20 protein-coding genes are annotated in these 18,247 nt (G+C 55.6%); 14 read left to right on the top strand and 6 right to left on the bottom strand.

Annotation, left to right across the window (positions count from 1 at the left end; all coding sequences use genetic code 11):
• Positions 1–53 precede the first annotated feature (53 nt).
• The 14 genes from AC0V6O_RS00945 (at position 54) to AC0V6O_RS00880 (ending at position 12,115) form a co-directional block, all read left to right on the top strand.
• Positions 54–1,202: a phage major capsid protein gene (locus tag AC0V6O_RS00945; RefSeq protein ID WP_486141113.1), complete on the top strand. Its 1,149-nt coding sequence runs from the start codon at positions 54–56 to the stop codon at positions 1,200–1,202.
• Positions 1,203–1,337: 135 nt separating this feature from the next.
• A complete protein-coding gene (locus AC0V6O_RS00940) occupies positions 1,338–1,886 on the top strand; it encodes a head-tail connector protein (RefSeq protein WP_486141112.1) in 549 nt (182 codons plus the stop codon).
• Entirely contained in the window at positions 1,883–2,053 is a 171-nt protein-coding gene (locus AC0V6O_RS00935; protein ID WP_486141111.1) for a hypothetical protein, read from the top strand. Before AC0V6O_RS00940 ends, AC0V6O_RS00935 begins: the two co-directional genes overlap by 4 nt.
• 4 nt (positions 2,054–2,057) lie before the next feature.
• Entirely contained in the window at positions 2,058–2,453 is a 396-nt protein-coding gene (gene gp17, locus AC0V6O_RS00930; protein ID WP_486141110.1) for a tail completion protein gp17, read from the top strand.
• A gap of 5 nt (positions 2,454–2,458) precedes the next feature.
• Complete coding sequence (locus AC0V6O_RS00925) at positions 2,459–2,866, top strand: phage major tail protein, TP901-1 family (RefSeq protein WP_486141109.1); 408 nt, start codon at positions 2,459–2,461, stop codon at positions 2,864–2,866.
• The gene (locus tag AC0V6O_RS00920; protein WP_486141108.1) at positions 2,863–3,177 is read left to right on the top strand and encodes a gene transfer agent family protein; all 315 of its coding nucleotides are present in this window, start codon (positions 2,863–2,865) and stop codon (positions 3,175–3,177) included. The genes AC0V6O_RS00925 and AC0V6O_RS00920 overlap by 4 nt, the downstream gene beginning before the upstream one ends.
• A gap of 50 nt (positions 3,178–3,227) precedes the next feature.
• A complete protein-coding gene (locus AC0V6O_RS00915; protein ID WP_486145445.1) occupies positions 3,228–3,374 on the top strand; it encodes a phage tail assembly chaperone in 147 nt (48 codons plus the stop codon).
• Positions 3,364–3,945 carry a tail tape measure protein gene (locus tag AC0V6O_RS00910; protein ID WP_486141107.1) on the top strand — a complete coding sequence of 194 codons (582 nt, stop codon included), beginning with the start codon at positions 3,364–3,366 and terminating at the stop codon, positions 3,943–3,945. The genes AC0V6O_RS00915 and AC0V6O_RS00910 overlap by 11 nt, the downstream gene beginning before the upstream one ends.
• Before the next feature lie 15 nt (positions 3,946–3,960).
• Positions 3,961–6,285, top strand: coding sequence for a DUF2460 domain-containing protein (locus AC0V6O_RS00905; RefSeq protein WP_486141106.1), 2,325 nt, complete (start codon positions 3,961–3,963; stop codon positions 6,283–6,285).
• The gene (locus AC0V6O_RS00900) at positions 6,285–7,100 is read left to right on the top strand and encodes a DUF2163 domain-containing protein (protein WP_486141105.1); all 816 of its coding nucleotides are present in this window, start codon (positions 6,285–6,287) and stop codon (positions 7,098–7,100) included. Before AC0V6O_RS00905 ends, AC0V6O_RS00900 begins: the two co-directional genes overlap by 1 nt.
• Positions 7,101–7,518: 418 nt before the next feature.
• Positions 7,519–9,690, top strand: coding sequence for a phage tail protein (locus AC0V6O_RS00895; RefSeq protein WP_486141104.1), 2,172 nt, complete (start codon positions 7,519–7,521; stop codon positions 9,688–9,690).
• Between the two features lie 18 nt (positions 9,691–9,708).
• On the top strand, positions 9,709–10,158 hold the full coding sequence (locus AC0V6O_RS00890) for a DUF2793 domain-containing protein (protein ID WP_486141103.1): 450 nt from the start codon (positions 9,709–9,711) through the stop codon (positions 10,156–10,158).
• Positions 10,159–10,345: 187 nt separating this feature from the next.
• Entirely contained in the window at positions 10,346–11,473 is a 1,128-nt protein-coding gene (locus AC0V6O_RS00885) for an OmpA family protein (protein ID WP_486141102.1), read from the top strand.
• 81 nt (positions 11,474–11,554) lie between these two features.
• Complete coding sequence (locus tag AC0V6O_RS00880; RefSeq protein ID WP_486141101.1) at positions 11,555–12,115, top strand: superoxide dismutase family protein; 561 nt, start codon at positions 11,555–11,557, stop codon at positions 12,113–12,115.
• Positions 12,116–12,121: 6 nt separating this feature from the next.
• Here AC0V6O_RS00880 and AC0V6O_RS00875 read toward each other — a convergent pair whose 3' ends face one another.
• From AC0V6O_RS00875 to AC0V6O_RS00850, 6 genes are all read right to left on the bottom strand, one after another.
• Positions 12,122–13,732 (bottom strand): MFS transporter, encoded by a 1,611-nt coding sequence (locus tag AC0V6O_RS00875; RefSeq protein ID WP_486141100.1) that lies wholly within the window; start codon positions 13,730–13,732, stop codon positions 12,122–12,124.
• A 28-nt stretch (positions 13,733–13,760) separates the two neighbouring features.
• Positions 13,761–14,456 (bottom strand): 7-cyano-7-deazaguanine synthase QueC, encoded by a 696-nt coding sequence (gene queC, locus AC0V6O_RS00870; RefSeq protein ID WP_486141099.1) that lies wholly within the window; start codon positions 14,454–14,456, stop codon positions 13,761–13,763.
• A gap of 60 nt (positions 14,457–14,516) precedes the next feature.
• Positions 14,517–14,930, bottom strand: coding sequence for a hypothetical protein (locus tag AC0V6O_RS00865; protein WP_486141098.1), 414 nt, complete (start codon positions 14,928–14,930; stop codon positions 14,517–14,519).
• 85 nt (positions 14,931–15,015) lie between these two features.
• Positions 15,016–15,927 carry an Hsp33 family molecular chaperone HslO gene (hslO, locus tag AC0V6O_RS00860; protein ID WP_486141097.1) on the bottom strand — a complete coding sequence of 304 codons (912 nt, stop codon included), beginning with the start codon at positions 15,925–15,927 and terminating at the stop codon, positions 15,016–15,018.
• Positions 15,928–15,983: 56 nt separating this feature from the next.
• On the bottom strand, positions 15,984–16,916 hold the full coding sequence (gene argF / locus AC0V6O_RS00855; protein ID WP_486141096.1) for an ornithine carbamoyltransferase: 933 nt from the start codon (positions 16,914–16,916) through the stop codon (positions 15,984–15,986).
• Positions 16,916–18,115: an acetylornithine transaminase gene (locus AC0V6O_RS00850; RefSeq protein WP_486141095.1), complete on the bottom strand. Its 1,200-nt coding sequence runs from the start codon at positions 18,113–18,115 to the stop codon at positions 16,916–16,918. Before AC0V6O_RS00850 ends, argF begins: the two co-directional genes overlap by 1 nt.
• Positions 18,116–18,247 lie beyond the last annotated feature (132 nt).

Genomic DNA, 18,247 nt, shown 5'->3' with positions numbered 1-18,247 from the left:
TGGCCGCCAACGGGGCGGCCTTTTTTATGCCCAACAGAAAGGTTGCATGCCCAATGGAAAGCACTCCCACCCCTAATGTTACCCCCAGTGATCAACTGGAAGAGAGCTTCGACATTGTCGCTCGGCAAGATCAAGCTGAGGCCGATATTGTTGGTCTGCGCAGCGATGTCGACGAAGTGAAGGCCCGCCTTGATAAGGTTTCCCGCGCAGCTAGTCGGCCATCAATCGGCGGAGGCACCACTTCCAGCGAAGTTAAGGGCTTTGTCGATGGCTACCTTCGTCGCGGCAAAGAAAGCGAGATCAAATCAATCAGCGGTGCGGTGCCAGCAGATGGTGGGTATGCCGTACCACGAGAGATCGATGCTCTTATCGCTACCGAGCTTGCGGAGATCAACCCAATCCGATCGATCGCGCAGGTCGTGCAAACCGGCAGCGCTGGCTATCGCAAGCTGGTCTCAACAGGCGGAACCGCATCTGGCTGGGTTAGTGAAACATCGACACGCCCAGAAACGGACGCGCCAGAATTTGCCGAAATCGCCCCACCAACTGGCGACCTTTATGCCAATCCAGCCGCCAGCCAAGCGATGCTGGACGATGCAGGGTTCAATCTTGAGGCATGGCTTGCAAGCGAAATCGCGAGCGAATTTGCCCGCGCAGAAGGTGCTGCCTTCGTCTCTGGCACCGGTTCCGATCAGCCCGAAGGCTTCCTTAGCGCCCCAATGGGCACTGGCGAAGATGGTGTTCGCGCTTTTGGCACTTTGCAATATGTTGGGTCAGGCGATGCGAACGGCTTTGATGGTGCGCCCGATGCCAAGCTAATCGACCTCATCCACACGATGAAATCAGGTCACCGGCAAGGCGCAAGTTTTGTGATGAACTCAGCCACGCTTGCTGAAGTCCGCAAGCTGAAGACCGCAGATGGCGCGTTCCTCTGGCAACCTGGCATGGTTGAAGGTCAACCGGATCGTCTGCTTGGGTACCCGGTGGTTGAAGCAGAAGACATGCCCGACATCGCCTCAGGCACTTACCCTATCGCATTCGGCAATTTCCGCCATGGCTATTTGATTGCTGAGCGGAGCGCCACACAAGTGCTGCGTGATCCGTTCACCAATAAGCCGTTCGTACATTTTTACGCCACCAAGCGTGTCGGCGGCAAGGTGCTCGACAGCAATGCAATCAAACTCCTCAAAGTCGAGGCCTGATCGGCTCCCGGCTAGGTTGGGTTAGCCCCTTTCTCCCTATCCGGCACCCCGCACCCGCGCAGCTCCAGGCCACCCTCCCGCCTCCCGAAGCAGCGCGGGTGCCCCCTTATTGAAACCTGTTTCTGGGAGACCGCAATGCAGCGGACTATTGTGATTGCGGCCGACCTCAATGGCGCACCGCTTGATGAGTTGAAAGCCTGGCTCGGGATCACTCGATCCAATGAAGATGATGTGTTGATCGAGCTGCTTGCGACCAGCCTTTCCATGTGCGAAGCGTTTATTGGCCAATTGCCGCTGGAAGCCACACTGGAAGAAAGCTTACCGCCAGTTGCAGGGCGTTACCAATTGGCATCCCGGCCCGTTCAAAGTTTGGCATCGGCAGAACTTCTCGCCCAAAACGGCATACGCAGCACACTTGCTGACGATGATTTCGAGATCGAAATTGATAGCGCCGGAAACGCCTGTTTCGCGCTTACCTCATCACTTGTCGATGCGCGTTCTGTCATAGTGCAAACAGTCGCTGGCATCGCCGCCGATTGGGACGAGCTGCCTAAGCCGCTGCGCCACGGAATCATTCGATTGGCCGCATATTATTACCGCGACCGAGATCGTGAGGAAGCGATTGCGCCTCCAGCCAGCGTCGGTGCACTCTGGCGCCCTTGGCGCACAGCGGGCCTGACATGATCGCCCAACGTACGAGCAGCGCCAGCGCTGAGCTGGGGCAGCGTCTCACTGTCAAAGCGAAGCGTATCGCCGAAGACCGCGCAAAGTTTGACCATGAGCAAAGCAGAGCTCGCCATCACATCTGGCGCAGCGCTCGTACGCTCTGGCCTCAATTTACGGTGATTTAGACCTATGGAAAATCTGCTGCGCGCAGCGCTGATCGATTGGCTCAGAGCCGATCCTCAACTGCACGGTATCAATGCAATCGAAGAGGAAAGCCCGCTTTCCGCAAGCCCTCCTTGGCTGGGTATTGCCGCTAGCGGCTCGGTCGACTGGAGCGTTAAAGACCGGCACGGGCTTGAGATCCGCATCGCGTTTGAGCTGGAGAGCCGAACTGATGAACCCGCCGCCGATGCGGACTTCGTGGAGACCATTGAAAACCGCATTGCCGCATTCCCGCACGAGCAAGCCGACTTCCAATTGGTGTCGTCGCAATTCTTGCGCGCGCGCAGCGAGCGCCGCCCGAACAATTTGCGCGGCGCTTTGCTTGAATATCGTTTCCGACTTTTCGAACCTATCACGGAGTAAGCCCTATGCCCGCACAAACTGGCTCTGCCTTTCTGCTCAAAATTGGCGATGGCGGCGCCCCGCTCGCCTATGAAACCGTCGCTGGACTGCGCACCACGCAAATGTCGATCAACGGCGATACGGTCGTTGTAACCCATAAAGAATCCGGCGGTTGGCGGGACCTCTTATCGGGCGCCGGCAATCGTTCCGTCTCCGTTAGCGCCGCCGGCATTTTTCTTGGCAGTTCCGCCGAGGCCTCGGTCCGCGCCCATGCCTTGGCCGGCACTATTGATGATTATGAATTGTCGTTCGAAGACGGCGAAAAATTGCATGGCCGCTTTCTAGTGCAGCGGCTGGATTATTCCGGCGATTTCAACGGCGAACGCAACTACACCTTGCAGCTGGAGAGCTCGGGGCCGGTCGTACCTGCATGACCAATTCCGCCAACACAATGCGGGGCGAATCTGAGCTATCGATTGATGGCCGAGGCTATGTTGTGAGGCCCAGCTTCGAAGCGCTCGTTGCTGCGGAAGAAGAGCTGGGATCACTCTTTGCTCTGGTGGAGAGAGCATCGGCCGGTTCGCTGACCATTGCCGAAATTACTGGCCTGCTGTGGCATTGTTTACCGACAGAAAATCGCCCTGACCGACCAGAGGTTGGCAGCACGGTCTTGGCCTTGGGGCTGTTGGAAGCAGCAAAGCCTATTCGCGTGATCTTGGCGCAGGTTCTTAAGGGTCAGAAGTGACACCTTCGTTCAGCGACAATGTCCCTGATTTCTGCGGACTTGCCTCTCGCATGCTGCATTGGGGCCCATCTCAATTCTGGCGCTCAACCCCGGCTGAATTGTCCATGGCCCTACACACGCCTGGATCTGAGACAGCCTCACCTCTCTCTCGCGAAGCGATCGCGCAAATGATGGAACACGACAGCGATGGAAAATAACATAGAAGAGCTGGTCATCGATGTGCGAGCCACGACCGATGGCTTTTCCAATGACCTGCAAAATATGCGCAGCGCGCTCGACACATCATTACTCGACGGCTTTGAAAAAGCGGGAAGCGTTCTGGAGCGGGGGCTTTCGTCTGCCTTGAGGAATGGCAGCCTAGGCTTTGATGATCTGAAGAAGACCGCCTTTCAGGCGCTCGACCAGATCGCAGCGCACGCCATCAATGCAGGAATTGGTTCATTGTTCGGAGGGTCTGGCGACTCATCCTCTGGCTTTGGCAGTTTGATTACACAGTCCCTAGGCGGGCTGTTGGGGTTGCCCGGTAGAGCGACAGGCGGCCCAGTTGGCCCAGGTAGCAGCTATCTGGTCGGCGAAAGAGGTCCAGAGGTCTTTGTGCCCACCAGCGCAGGGCGGATTGAGTCCAACAGCAGTTTGGGCGGACAGTCACGGGACGTTCGCGTGGCTATTCAAGTTGCCTCGCCGCGTGGGACCTCTGCACCAACCGCGATGAAGCGCTCCTCTCGCCAAGTCGCAAGCGCTGTTCGGCGCGCCCTCCAACACGCTTAGCCAAAGGGGACTATCATGGCATTTTGGCTAGCGCGCGAACGCCGCGCCCAAGAAGCACGTTATCTGCAAAGGTTTGACCCGCGGTTTTGGACAATCGATTTCCCGAGACCGGCCATGGCGTCTGTCGTAACAACAGCAGCCAATAGCCTTCGGGTCGATGTGGAACTGCACCATAGGGGCGAACTTGTCGGTCTGATTTGGGACAGCACGGACAGTCTCGATCATCCCTTGCTCGCCTATGAAACGAGCAGAGATTATTCGCACACTGAACTCAAATTTCGGTGGCAATCCACCGGCGTTGCCACGCTTGATCAGGTGAACGGTCCGACCCTCACAATTGAAGGTCGTGATACGGATGGCAATCCGCGCGCATGGTACATTCGGCTCTGGAACTATGCCGTGGGATCGCCAACCGATGCGATCATCACTCTACCATTTTCTAAGTTAGGAAGTGGTTGGGTTCTACCCGGAGAACCCGTCCATCCAACAGACATCGACCGGATGTTCATTTCGATCGTTGCGCCTGACTTTGCTGCTGGCGGCACCGAACCCTTGCCATCGAGCCTCAATGGGCATGTGATTGTTTCGGGCATCAAATGCGATGGCAAGAACGCGATGTTGGAATTGGGCGATGTTCGCATGCCTCCGCACCAAGAACGCATGGCGACGGCCTATGATGATGCCTATAATCAGACGCCCGCACGCTTGCTCCGCAATATTGTTGGCTTGGGCTACCGCGATGAGATCCTTCACTATGTTGGCATGAGCCATTTTATGCGGCTCCAGCTGGTTGGACCCGGCGAATTGCATGTGATCGAAAGCGGGGTGCTTTGTACGCCTGCAGATGTCTGGCACCGGGCATTTCTTTCCGCCTGTAAAGAGAATGAATTTGAGGCCATCGCCTCGCTTTCCTACGAGTTGTTCGACGCATATTGCCCTGATCCGTGGAAACAACGGACTGCCAGTGGCTCTCAGGCTCTAACCGGTTGGGTTCCGCCTTCAACGCTTCTGTCACCCGCCAATGATGACGCAATGGCTTGGCTGCAGGCCTACGCGACGAAGTTCGTAGAATTCTTAGAAGACGCACAGCTACCGGTGCGCTTTCAAATAGGTGAGCCATGGTGGTGGGTCACACCGGCAAACGAAATCTGCCTGTATGATGATGCAGCAAAGACAGAGTTTGGCGGCAATCCGCCTGCCATAAACAACGTGACCGTTGAGCTTGATACAGACCAGCTTGCTTTGCTTGATCAAGCGGGGGCCGTATTGGCGCAGTCAACGGCCGATCTTGGACAAGCAGTTCGGGAGGCAGCCAGCGGCCCAGCAGAGATATTGCTGCTCGCATTCACACCGACAATCCTGAACCCAGAAACACCAGAGCTTTATCGGGCCAATCTCCCTTCAGGTTGGGCTAGGCCAGCCTTCGATCGCCTACAGCTAGAAGACTATGACTGGCTTACCGAAGGAACCGATGCGGCACGCCGGCAGGCCTACGCCTTTGTCGATGCAAGACTTGGTTATCCTTTGGCAGAACAAGACTACCTGTCAGGCTTCGTGCTGAACGCGGCCGATGCCGAGCAATTATGGCCGCCAATCGATGCGGGCCTGGATGAAGCGCGAGCAAGAGGCGTTCAGCGCCGCTTTGTCTGGGCGCTCCCTCAGGTTGCGCGTGATGGATACACCCGCCTTCCCAATCATGACGAGGATGCAATGCAAGCTTTCGATGATGTGCTTTATCCATTCGCGCTTGGCCGTGACACCGCCGTTGCACCTGAGTTCTCCACTTCTGTTGCTGTGACCGCATCAGGTTATGAACGGCGCAATGCATTGTGGTCTGATGCTCGTATGCATTTCGATGTTGGCCCGGGGGTTCGATCCGAGAGTGAGCTCGCTGAGCTCATCGCTTTTTTCCGCGCGCGGCGAGGGGCGGCACGAGGATTTCGGATCAGCGATCCTTTTGACCATAGCTCCAACGGCATGACGGGCGTGCCAACGCATTTCGATCAGTTGATCGGCGTCGGTGACGGATTAGAGGCCGACTTCCCGCTTATAAAATCTTACGGATCGGTCGCAGATCCGCAAGAACGGCCGATCACCCGCCCGAGGGTCGAGAGCATATTAATCAGCGTCGATGGCATCGAACGCAGCGATTGGACGGTCTCGAGCAAAGGCGTGATCCAATTTTCAAAGGCACCAGAGAGTGGAGCGGAAGTGCGCGCGGGCTTCTTGTTCGACGTGCCGGTCCGTTTTGCAGAAGATCGCATCGATGTCTCTGGCGTCAGTTTTGATGCGGGTGAAGCCCCCAGCATTGCGCTGATCGAAATTCGCGAGGCTGACTGATGCGTGTGTTTTTCGACAGAGAGCTCGACACTGTCGCAACATATTGGCGTGTGTTTCGGCGCGACGGTGTAACGCTCGGTTTCACCAGTCACGATCGCGACCTTTACCTCGAAGGGATCTGTCACAAGTCCGCTCCGGGGATGGTTCCGGCTGCTATACGGCGAACAACAGAATTGAACGACGATAGCGCTGAGGTTGAAGGCGCACTCAGTCACGACAGTATCACAGCAGAGGATTTGGCGGCCGGCCTATTCGACGCCGCTGCAATTGAAATTGGTGTCATTGATTGGGAAAGCCTGGAACACAGCACGCTCTATTCGGGCCGGCTTGGGCGTATCGATGACAACCAACGCGAGTTTGTGGCTGAGCTTCGCTCTGCAAAAACCTCGCTGCAAGAAGATCTGGTACCGCGAACTAGCCCAACGTGCCGAGCAGAATTCTGCGGGCCGGGATGTACCTTGTCCGCATTCGGACTAACCGGCGTTCATATCGTCACACAAATCGACTTTGACGCCAATCGCGTATCCTTCGATGACGTTTCGTACGATCTGTACATCGATGGTAAGCTGCGGTTCCTGGCCGGTCCTCAAACCGGGCTAACCTTCGGAATTGTGAGCGCAGACCCTCAAGGCCTCGTTCTTGATCGAGCCCTGTCCGAGAGCACTGAGTCGGGGACGCGCGCAGAATTACTCGAAGGGTGTGATCACACTCTGGCGACATGCGCTGATCGTTTTAACAACGCGGCAAATTTTCGCGGTGAGCCCTTTCTGCCGGGCAATGACCTTTTGTCGCGTTATGGCAGATCAACTGGATGACCAATGCATCCCGGCTCGCAGAAGCTGCTGCATCTTTCGTTGGCGCGCCATTTCGGCTCCACGGTCGCGACCCAAAAAGCGGCATCGACTGTGTTGGTCTACTGGGCTGCAGTTTACGCAAAGTTGGCATAAAGTACGAGCTCCCCGTCGGGTACAAAATACGCAATCAGAGCATCGAACCTTGGCTCTACTGTGCATCATTGTCCGGACTTAGCGAAACCGCCGGTGCCATTAGTGCTGGCGACGTCCTTCTAGTAGCACCTTCCCCCGGCCAATTTCACATCATGATCGCTGAGAACTCGGTGACCTTCATTCACGCTCATATCGGTCTCCGACGCGTAATCCGAGAGCCAGCGCCAACCAGTATTTCGCTCGTCAAGCATTGGCGGTTTGAACCAGAAACTCGAGGAAAAACCTGATGGCAACGCTTCTACTTACAGCAGTGGGAACGGCTATTGGTGGCCCGGTTGGAGGCGCTATTGGCGCTCTAATCGGTCAGCAAGCCGATCAAGCGATATTTGGTTCTGGGACAATCGAGGGGCCTCGACTCAAAGAACTCTCCGTGACCACCTCAAGCTATGGTCAGCCCATTGCTCGGGTCTTTGGGCGTATGCGGGTGCCTGGAACGGTGATTTGGTCCACCGACTTAATCGAAAGCTCAGCAATGAGTGGTGGAGGCAAAGGCCGACCTTCAACGAAAACATACAGCTATTCCACCTCATTCGCGGTGGCCTTGAGCAGCTTGCCTGTGTCCTCCCTCGGTCGGGTTTGGGCGGATGGAGAATTGCTAAGAGGTGCAGCCGGAGACTTAAAGACCGAAGGAGTGCTCCGGTTCTATGACGGTCACGGCGATGATCCTGTCGATCCATTGATTGCCGCCGACAAGGGAAGTGCCACACCCGCTTTTCGAGACTGCGCCTATGTAGTCTTTGAAGATCTGCAATTAGCTGATTTTGGCAATCGTATTCCGACACTCACATTTGAGATCATGGCAGAGAGTCCTTCGTCCGTTGCACTTAACGACATCGTCCCTCTGGCAATCTCAGGCGACTCATCTCAAACCCTGCCTCATCTACGCGGGTTTGCCGATGAGGGAGGGCCGCTTACATCATCTTTAGCTGCGCTCAATCGCGCCTTTCCCCTTTCCTGCGTTACAAAAGACAGTGGATTTACACTCAGCCCAATCGATAATTCCGGCACTGCGCTAACCACTCTCCCTCCAGAAGTGAGCAATGCTGAGGAAGGGCAGCGAAATAGACGAAGGGCCGAGCGGTTCGCGCAGGAGCCTGTTGCGCTGCGTTATTACGACGAAAACCGCGATTATCAGCCCGGTGTCCAACGTGCGATCGGCTCAAGGCCAAATGGCCGCGAGGCCATGATTGATATTCCAGCCACCATGCAAGCGGACGGCGCGCGCAAACTCGCTAACTCCAGCGCTAACCGGGCAAGGTGGCAACACGAGCAAATCACTTGGAACACTGCAGATCTCAATCCTACTGTGGAACCTGGATCAATTGTTAAAATTCCCGATATGCCTGGAAGATGGCTAGTTAAAGGTTGGGAATGGTTTGACCGCGGCGTTGAACTCAATTTGAAAAGGCTCGCCCCTGGACTGGCTGGCGACGTTTCGTCGGACTCAGGAGCAGCTCACCATCCCAATGATGAACTGATTGGCCCAACCCTGCTGAGCGTGTTTGAAGTGCCTGCCGATGGTACGAGCTCCGCTGCTGAACCGATAATATTCGCAGCAGCTTCATCAGCAACGTCAAGCTGGAGGGGTGCAGCCTTGTATGTAGAGCGCGCAGGAGGTCTTATCCCAATCGGCTCAACAAGCGCACCGCGTGCAGTATCAGGGATCATTGCCGGTGGCCTTGGGCCGTCCAATGCAACCCATTTTGAACCTGGTTCATCGGTTCTCATTGATCTTCCTGATGATAAACTCTCTTTCTCTGAAACCACAATTGCGGGCTTAGCACTTGGCGAAAACCGAGTTCTGATTGGTGACGAAGTCGTACAATTTTTGTCTGCCGAGGTAGTGAGCGCCGGAAGATGGAAGCTGTCGGGACTACTGCGAGGCAGAGGCGGTACAGAAGCCAGCGCGCAAAATGGACATGAGCCGGGCACTCAAGCGACTTTGCTTGACGATAACCTAACTGCCCTCAATCCGTCTGAAGTCTCATCGAACACTAACACTAGGATCGCTGCGATCGGTCTGGGAGACGATGAGCCCACTTTTGCAAACCTCGCCAATTCAGGGCTTTCAAGGCGCCCTTTGACGCCTGTCCACCCTCGCCTTTCCACATTGCATGATGGGTCTTGGCACTTTTGCTGGACAAGGCGTGCCCGAGGCCAGTGGCTTTGGGAAGACCTAGTCGACACCCCCCTTGTCGAGGAAAGCGAAGCCTACCTCATCGGGTATGGTCCGGCTGATAGCCCATTCCGATCTTGGAACACCATTGAACCTGAAGTGAGTTTTTCCGAAGTCGAACGCAGTGATCTGCTCGCCAACTTCGGTCCGCAAGAATTCTGGGTCAAGCAGATCGGAACGTTTTCGAGCTCGTCGGCAATTAGGCTGGCAGCACTTTTCTAAAACTTACGGAGTCCTACAATGCCGGCAGCCGCTTCTTTCCCGACAACGACAACGAATTACTCATTGCCTTTGCTTTTTGCGGGTCAATCGCAGAAGGAATTTTTTGTCAATGAAGCATTTTCATTGATCGATAGCCTAATGGCGAGAACAATCCTTAGCATCCAAGATACACCTCCGTTGGCACCGAACGATGGCGACACATATATTGTTGGAGTTGGTTCTGGTGAATGGAGCGGCCAAGATGATAGCCTCTCAGTCTTCGTTAACAATTCTTGGCAATTCACGCCCGCAACACCCGGTATGATGGCTTTCAACCAAGACACCAATCAACTCATATTCTTCTCATCAGCTTGGTCGAGCGCAACTGAACCAACCCTTCCTCAAAGCGGGAGTGTCATTGACGCAGAGGCTCGAATCATGCTCGCTGAGATCGTGGATGCACTGAGAGCCGTTGGCATTTTTGCGTGAGGCACAAATTCCACTCTTGCACAGCACGCAACCGCCACAACTCATGACGAAGTATGCCTTTTTTGGGACCAGCCCCCTCGATAGCGACTTTAATGCAACAGTTTGATCGATTGATTGCTTGCCACGCGCAAAGGGAAAAGTTAGAGAGTGCGCTGCTCCAAATAACGCTAAAAAGGGGATTATTGGAATGCGCAAACTCGTCATAGGATTGGCGATGGCTTCAACGGCGCTCGCAGCGCCTGCTACAGCTCGCGATGGGCAGTGGTACATCCAAGGCGATGGTGGAGCCATGCTTGTCGAAGATATCGACTTCGACGTGAATGGGACTTCGAATGATGTCCAAGGTGATTATGATTCCGGTTACGACTTCGGTGCAGCCGTTGGTTATGATTTCGGCGCCTTCCGGTTGGAAGCTGAGGCAAGTTACCGCGCTGCGGACCTTGGAAACTTGACCGTTGGCACCAACGGTGTTGCTGACGGAAGCGTAACTGATTTGGTTAGTGGTGGAACGTTCCCTGCGGTAGGCGAAGTAAACGCGCTTAGCTTCATGCTGAACGGCCTTTTTGATTTCGGACCTGATGACGGCATACAAGGCTTCGCTGGCGGCGGCGTTGGCGTTGCCCGCGTAGATCTGGACGGAACGATTGCATCAAATGGACCAGGCGCATTCAATGATTCGGACACTGGCCTTGCCTGGCAGATCCTAGCTGGCATTCGCGCACCATTGAATGATAGCTGGGACGTTGGTCTAAAGTATCGCTACTTTAACGCTGTAGACGTCAACATCGTCGACACACTTGGATCGCAGTACGAAACCGATGTAAGCACACATTCGATCCTAGGTTCGATCACTTACAACTTTGGCGGCGACGTTGCACCACCTCCACCGCCACCTCCACCGCCAGCTCCGCCGGCACCACCACCACCACCGCCGCCTGCACCACCAGCACCAGCTGCGGCACCATGTAATACTGGTCCATATATCGTGTTCTTCGATTGGGATGAATCAGTGATCACACCAGAAGCGGCAACCATCTTGGATAGTGCAGTTACCGCCTATGCAGATTGTGGTTCGGCAAATGTTATGCTTGCAGGCCATACTGACCGTTCAGGCAGTGTGACTTACAACATGGCTTTGGCTGAGCGTCGTAACGCTTCGGTTCGCGGTTACCTTGCCGGTCGCGGTGTTCCTGAAGGTCGCATCACTGGTGAAGCTTTCGGTGAATCGCAACCTCGCGTACCTACCGCAGATGGAGTTCGCGAACTTCAAAACCGCCGCGTTGAAGTGACGTATGGCCCGGGTTCGGGTATCTAAGCGCGCTTCGCGTCGAACATTAGGAAGAGGGGTCGGCAAAGTCCGGCCCCTTTTTTTGCCAATTTTTGGTTGGAAACCGTTATGCCACGCCCACTCTCAACAGCCCTGCTTTGCTCATGTCTTACACTGAACGCTTGCAACTCTGGCTCTGAGAATGCTGCGACCGTTGCTGCCAATCAAGACGACCGGGCTGTTCCGGTTGCTGAGGCAAAGCTTCTCGACGCGAGCGAAGGTGAGATCGGCACAATTCGGCTCACTGAAGAATCCGATGCCCTCTCTATTACAGTATCAATCGAGGGGCTTGAACCTGGCGAACGCGCCTTTCACCTCCACACTATTGGCGTATGCGAAGGCCCCGACTTTAAGACGGCTGGCGGGCACCTTAATCCGTTCAAGAGAACCCATGGCTCGCAAAGCATCGATGGGGCGCATCTTGGCGACCTACCTAATCTACTTATCGAAGAGCAATCGTCGCTCGAAACATCGTTTCAGCTGCCAGGTTCTGCCGAGGAACTACTCCCGCTCATTTTTGACGCGGATGGCACCGCAGTTATGCTGCATGCTGGACCGGACGACTATATGAGCGATCCTGCAGGCGCCGCTGGACCGCGCATCGCGTGCGGCGTCCTAGTCAAGAAATAGGGCTGTTTAGCTGCCCGGCTTTGGTTCCCCTGCAGCCTGCGCTCGCTCAAGTACCGTCGCATTCGCCTGCGGAACAAGACGAATAGCGGCGATCAACAAAAACAGACCTATTGGAGTAATCCATAGCGTTGAAAGCACTCCAACGCTTAAGCCCGCATCGTCTTGTGCTGAAATATAGCCAGCGGTGTATGGACCAAGTGCCAAACCAACAAGAGTTGTCGCCAAGAAGAAAGTCGCTGTCGCGGTTCCCCGCATCCGAGGCAAGACCAGCGCTTGACTGCTGGCCGCTGCAGCGCCGAGTGCTGATGCAGCCAATGCGCTAGTCATCACATTCAGAATGAGAAACAGCGTGAAGCTATCCGTCGTATACTGAACGAGGGCAAAGGGAATTGGACTGACAAGCCCAAACAAAATCACCCAAATCCGGCCAGATGAGAAACGCGTAAACAGCGCATCAGCCATTCTTCCACCGAGAATTACCCCCAAGAATCCGCCGGCCGCACCACCGCCACCAAGCCAAAAGCCAAGCTCAGCCTTAGAAACGTCAAATATCCTTTCGGCGTACGGCGCCCCCCAATAGGAGGCAGCATAGGCCATAAATGCCACGGTCCCGTATCCGAGGATCGTGCAAAGGAAGGCAGGCGATCCCCAAGTCAACGCGAATGTGGGATAATCACGTTGCCGAAGCGCACTCGCCCAACAGAAGACCGAATAATAGCCGATCGATAAAAGCAACCATTGATCGGTGATTGGCGAAAAGATGAACCCAGGGCCGGAGTCTAGGATATTCGTCAAACCATAAGCGATCGCAAGAGCACCGATAAATACCGCGATGTTGATTGCTAGCGCTCTTCCACCCCGAGTGGCGGCACCGAAAAAGGTGAAACCCGGGATGACCGTGTAGAGCTCTCGCACGAAGCCCTTAAAGGGATGCGGATCCTCTCGGGTCGCCAGACCATCAATTGCGCCGCGTATAGGCTCGCGAAGCGTCATCACCCAAATTGCCAATAGCAATCCGGGCACCCCGACCGCAATGAAGGCGGCCTGCCAACCCGCTAAGCCCAATAAGGGATCCCCTTGCGGGAACGCAGCGTTCCAGCGGTCTACGACCAGCCCGCCAATTGCCAGCGAAATTCCACCACCAATATAAATTCCCGAGCTGTAGATCGCGAGTGCGGTTGCCCTCAGCCTTGCCGGAAACCAATCCGAAATTAGCGAGTAGGCTGAAGGACTAGCCGTCGCCTCACCGACACCAACGCCGATTCTTGCGACCGTTAATGTCGCGGCATCCCGTGCGAACCCTGAAACAGCGGTCATCGCTGACCAGAGGGTTAGGCCGAGTGTCATAAGCCGAACGCGTTTCCAACTGTCGGCTAATTTCCCAAGCGGGATACCGAAGAGCGCGTAAAAAATAGCGAATGCTGTGCCATACAAGAAGCCAAGATAGGCATCATCAACGCCCAGATCAGCTTTGATGTCATTGGCCAATATCGACAGAATTTGCCGGTCAATAAAATTGAGCACATAAACCACCACCAAAACGCTCAATGCGTACCAGGAATAGGCGGGTACCGGCTGGTCGGTATCGACCACTGGTTGGCTTTCGGTATCGCTCAAATCAGTTCCCCAGTTAGAGCAGCAATTGCTATGCTGCGTATCGCGTGTTGTCGGTTAGATCGGCCTCAGCAAAGCCCTTGCGCCTGAGCCTGCATGAATCACACTGACCGCATGCAGTTCCATCGGGCGAGGGGTCATAGCAAGACCAGCTCCAGGCAGGGTCTAGACCCAAGCGAGCGCATTCGCTGGCAATATCGGCTTTCGTCATATGCTGGAGAGGTGCATGGATCTCGAACGGAAACCCCTCCACCCCGGCCTTTGTCCCCAGACGAGCGGTTTCAGCAAAGCTGGCAATGAATTCCGGGCGGCAATCCGGATAGCCAGAATAATCCAGCGCATTCACCCCAATGAAGACATCCCTGGCACCTGCCGCTTCGGCAAATGCGATCGTGAGTGCGAGAAACACCAAATTGCGGGCTGGCACATAGGTAACCGGAATATCATCTGCGACCCCCGTTTTGGGCACGTCAATGTCGGCGGTAAGCGCAGAGCCACCGAATGAGCGCAGATCGAGTGATATCTGCACCTGACGCTCTAGATCCAATTTCCGGGAGATACTCTCGGCCGATTGCAATTCACGGCGATGGCGTTGGCCATAGTCAATGGTAAGCGCCTGAACCGAAAAGCCGCGTTCCTTCGCAATTCCAGCCGATACCATTGAGTCGAGACCGCCTGACAACAGGACCACGGCGGTAGGCCGCCTTTGCTCTGGTTCGAAACTCATCCCTACCGGCTTAGCGCGCTTACGATATTAAGCAATCCACCCGTACCAATTCCCAAACAATCAGCACGTGCCAGTGCGCCGGGCCTCCGCAGTCACTTGGAATGGCAGGCCGTCAACGATCCCCTGGGTTTCAACCTGCACCAAAGATGCCGTCTCGCGGCGAATGTTTGTCCGCCCATAGCCATCGCCAGGGCAGGTGTACTGAACCGACACTTCAGATGCCCCATCCTCTACCACAAACCGGCTACAATCGTTTTGAGTATGGCGCAGCTGGATGAGTTCACGTCCACTGCGCACGCAAATCCTGCGCGACGGTGAGCCATCTCGCGGCTTCACAGTCCATTCGCCTTTTGCCAACCCCGATAGCATGGCAAGTCCATCGGACTGTGCAGCAAGAGGCACGGCTCCAACGACAGCAAACAGCCCCAAGGCCATCAGCTTTCGTTTACCAATCGGTGCGCTACGTTTTTTCATCAGCATACCTCGCCATATATTTGCTGCACTGAGTTGTACGTATTGGACAACACGCGATGACCCGTTCCTGAATAGCGACGAACTGTTAAATTGCCAAGGTGTATTGCTGAGCGCAAAACTGGCAGTCGACCACAATCCGCCCTTCATTATCGCGCATTGCATCCTGCTCATCGGCTGGAAAACGGGCGATGACGCTATGATAATAGTCAGCACTGCAGCGGCAACCGCGTTCCAGCCTCTTGCCCGGCTGGACCCGAATCTGATCCTCTTCGTGGAACAAGCGCCACACAATGCTTTCCATCGAGAGGCCAGGATCGAGCAATTCTTCATGACTTAACGTGCCGGCCAATGCGACAATGTGTTCCCAATCCGGATGGTCGAGGCGAACGTGCAAGCGTTCGCGCCCCTCTTCGCCATCGGCAAGATGCTGGATCAGCATACCGGCAGCGTGATGGCCGTTGACGCCCGATCGGCTGGCCACTCTGATCAGTGTGGGCACTTGCTCCGACTGAACAAAATAGTTCTCACATGCCTCAGACAGATTGTCCCCTTCCAGCGGGACGATGCCTTGATAGCGCTTACCCCCGCCCGTCTCGAAGGTGATCGCGAGATATCCCTCCCCAAACAGTGCAGCGAGCGCCGGATTTGCACCCAAGCCTTCAACCCGAACGCCATCAAACTCAGCATATCCCCGCATTGTGCCGCCGCGATAGTCACATACGAGCAATTGCACCGGGCCAGCCTTCGTCTGTGCCTGCATAGTCAGCTGGCCGTCTTCGCCCTTTAGCAATCCGCCCATCAGAGCGCCCAGCACTAGCGCTTCGCCAAGCAGGTGTTGAATTGGGGCAGGATAATCATGCACTGCCAGCACATCGTTCAGCACGACATCCAAGCGAACCGCGCGGCCACGGGCACTGCGCGAAGGCAGAGTGAAGCCAAGCAGTTTATCAGCGAATGTCTCTGGCTCTTGCGCCGTGGGAGATTGAGCCTGTGTCATAGCGAGCTATATGGTGGCTCCAACGCGGGAGGTAAGCCCCAATCGTGGGGCAAATCTCACGCAAGCAGGCCGAAGCTCCACAGCAGTACAGATTTCTGCGCATGGATGCGGTTTTCCGCCTCGTCAAAGACGACCGACTGCGATCCTTCAAACACGTCTTCGCTTACCTCTTCACCCACGTGCGCAGGCAGGCAATGAAGGAACAATGCATCAGGTTTGGCTTCCGCCATGAGCGAAGCGTTGACCTGAAAAGGCTCCATCGCGCGGCGTTTCTCATCGGCATCCGCTTGCCCCATCGAAATCCAAGTGTCCGTAACCAGTACGTCCGCTTCGCGCGCGGCGACGGCGGCGTCCTGTGTCAAAGTAACCTCAGCGCCGCCTGCACGAGCCATTTCGACAAATTCACTGTCCGGCTCATAACCAGCTGGCGTCGCCACCCGAACGTTGAACTTCATCAGGCCGGCTGCCTCCAGGATAGAGTGCAGCACATTGTTGCCATCCCCAAACCAGGCGATCTCCAAGCCCGGCAGAGGTTTGCCATGTTCAATCACTGTGAGCAGGTCGGCCATGATCTGACACGGATGCGAGCGATCGGTTAGACCGTTGATCACAGGCACCGTCGCGTGGCGCGCCATTTCTTCGATCTTCGCATGATCATTGGTCCGCAGCATGATTGCATCGACCATTCGGCTGAGAACGCGGGCGGTATCCGCAATGGTCTCGCCGCGCCCCAATTGGCTAGAGGCGTTGTCCAGGATCAGTACAGAACCACCCAGCTGCCGCATCGCAATGTCAAAGCTCACGCGAGTCCGTGTGGAGTTTTTCTCAAACACCAAAGCCAGAACCTTGCCTGCTAACGGAGCATCGGCATCAGGCTGCCCCTTGCCCCAGCCTTTGCGCTCCGCTTTGCGATCAATCGCATCACCAATCATCGCGGCAATTGCATTGGACCCAGCATCGCTGAGATCGAGAAAATGTTGGTGCGTCATCAGGCTGGCTCTGGAATTTTATAGCTCGCCGCACCAGCGGAAAGCTTGTCGAAAAACTCGTCAATCTCAGCATCGCCAATCACCAACGGCGGGAGCACACGCAAAGTGTTATCACCCGCGGCAACGGTCAGCAGATCATGATTTTCGCGCAGGTGCACGAAGAACGGACGGCTTTCGACCTTCATCTTGATGCCCAACATCAGACCCATCCCGCGCACCAGCTCAAACAGTTCTGGGTAATTGCCGATGAACTGCTCAAGCCGCGTCCGAATCCGCTCGCCCTTCTCGCGAACTGAGCTCAAAAACTCCTCATTAGCTACAGCCTCCATGACCGCACAGCCTGCCGCCATTGCCAGCGGGTTGCCGCCATAGGTCGAACCATGTGTGCCGAAGGTCATGCCTCGTGCAGCTTTTTCGGTTGCTAGGCAGGCGCCGAAAGGAAAGCCGCCGCCAATGCCTTTTGCGGTTGCGACAATATCAGGCGTGATGCCATATTGCTCATAGGCGTAAAGCGTGCCGGTGCGCGCAACCCCGCATTGCACCTCGTCCAGAACCAGCATCAGGTCATGCTCATCAGCCAAAGCCCTCAAGCCTTGCATGAATTCCTGTGAAGCGGGGCGAATGCCGCCTTCTCCTTGAATCGGCTCGACCAGGAAGCCTGCTGTGTTCGGTCCCATCAGAGCCTTGGCGGATTCCAGATCATCAAACTCGGCATACTTAAAACCATCGAGCATCGGCGAGAAGCCGTGGTGCATCTTGGTCTGGTTCGATGCGCTGATAGTGGCCATCGTGCGGCCGTGAAATGCGTTAGAAAATGTGATCAGCTCATGCTTGCTGGAATCGCCCGCATCGCCCGCGTTCTGATGATAAGCACGCGCGGTTTTTATTGCGGTCTCAACCGCTTCGGCTCCTGAATTGGTGAAGAAGACGGTGTCTGCAAAAGTGTTGTCGACCAGCATTTGCGCCAGTTTCTCACCCTGCGGGCTGCCATAAAGGTTGGAGACGTGCATCAAGGTCGCAGCTTGATCCTGAATAGCCTTGATAAGCCCGTCGTGTGAATGGCCCAGTAAGTTCACCGCAATGCCACTGGCAAAATCAAGGTAGCGCGTGCCATCCTCGTCGATCAGGTGGCAGTGCTCGCCTCGGACCGGACGGACACCACAGCGAGGGTAGACAGGCATAAGCGGTGTGATCGACATGGTTTGATCCTTAAAAGCTGAGTGAAGTCGAAAATTGAATTCAGAAATGGAAAAGGCGACCCTAAACAGAGCCGCCATTTCCCGAATTGATAAGGCCGCTCATGTTTCCGGTCAAACGGCCCTGATATGTGC

It is taken from the genome of Erythrobacter sp. JB2-19 (assembly GCF_057365005.1).
The sequence above is the reverse complement of the archived record's forward strand: the minus strand, read 5'-3'. Positions and strand labels throughout refer to the sequence as shown.

Coding starts and splice junctions, on each gene's coding strand:
- AC0V6O_RS00945 (WP_486141113.1), top strand. CDS start 54: ATGGAAAGCACTCCCACCCCTAATGTTACCCCCAGTGATCAACTGGAA.
- AC0V6O_RS00940 (WP_486141112.1), top strand. CDS start 1,338: ATGCAGCGGACTATTGTGATTGCGGCCGACCTCAATGGCGCACCGCTT.
- AC0V6O_RS00935 (WP_486141111.1), top strand. CDS start 1,883: ATGATCGCCCAACGTACGAGCAGCGCCAGCGCTGAGCTGGGGCAGCGT.
- gp17 (WP_486141110.1), top strand. CDS start 2,058: ATGGAAAATCTGCTGCGCGCAGCGCTGATCGATTGGCTCAGAGCCGAT.
- AC0V6O_RS00925 (WP_486141109.1), top strand. CDS start 2,459: ATGCCCGCACAAACTGGCTCTGCCTTTCTGCTCAAAATTGGCGATGGC.
- AC0V6O_RS00920 (WP_486141108.1), top strand. CDS start 2,863: ATGACCAATTCCGCCAACACAATGCGGGGCGAATCTGAGCTATCGATT.
- AC0V6O_RS00915 (WP_486145445.1), top strand. CDS start 3,228: ATGCTGCATTGGGGCCCATCTCAATTCTGGCGCTCAACCCCGGCTGAA.
- AC0V6O_RS00910 (WP_486141107.1), top strand. CDS start 3,364: ATGGAAAATAACATAGAAGAGCTGGTCATCGATGTGCGAGCCACGACC.
- AC0V6O_RS00905 (WP_486141106.1), top strand. CDS start 3,961: ATGGCATTTTGGCTAGCGCGCGAACGCCGCGCCCAAGAAGCACGTTAT.
- AC0V6O_RS00900 (WP_486141105.1), top strand. CDS start 6,285: ATGCGTGTGTTTTTCGACAGAGAGCTCGACACTGTCGCAACATATTGG.
- AC0V6O_RS00895 (WP_486141104.1), top strand. CDS start 7,519: ATGGCAACGCTTCTACTTACAGCAGTGGGAACGGCTATTGGTGGCCCG.
- AC0V6O_RS00890 (WP_486141103.1), top strand. CDS start 9,709: ATGCCGGCAGCCGCTTCTTTCCCGACAACGACAACGAATTACTCATTG.
- AC0V6O_RS00885 (WP_486141102.1), top strand. CDS start 10,346: ATGCGCAAACTCGTCATAGGATTGGCGATGGCTTCAACGGCGCTCGCA.
- AC0V6O_RS00880 (WP_486141101.1), top strand. CDS start 11,555: ATGCCACGCCCACTCTCAACAGCCCTGCTTTGCTCATGTCTTACACTG.
- queC (WP_486141099.1), bottom strand. CDS start 14,456: ATGAGTTTCGAACCAGAGCAAAGGCGGCCTACCGCCGTGGTCCTGTTG.
- AC0V6O_RS00865 (WP_486141098.1), bottom strand. CDS start 14,930: ATGAAAAAACGTAGCGCACCGATTGGTAAACGAAAGCTGATGGCCTTG.
- hslO (WP_486141097.1), bottom strand. CDS start 15,927: ATGACACAGGCTCAATCTCCCACGGCGCAAGAGCCAGAGACATTCGCT.
- argF (WP_486141096.1), bottom strand. CDS start 16,916: ATGACGCACCAACATTTTCTCGATCTCAGCGATGCTGGGTCCAATGCA.
- AC0V6O_RS00850 (WP_486141095.1), bottom strand. CDS start 18,115: ATGTCGATCACACCGCTTATGCCTGTCTACCCTCGCTGTGGTGTCCGT.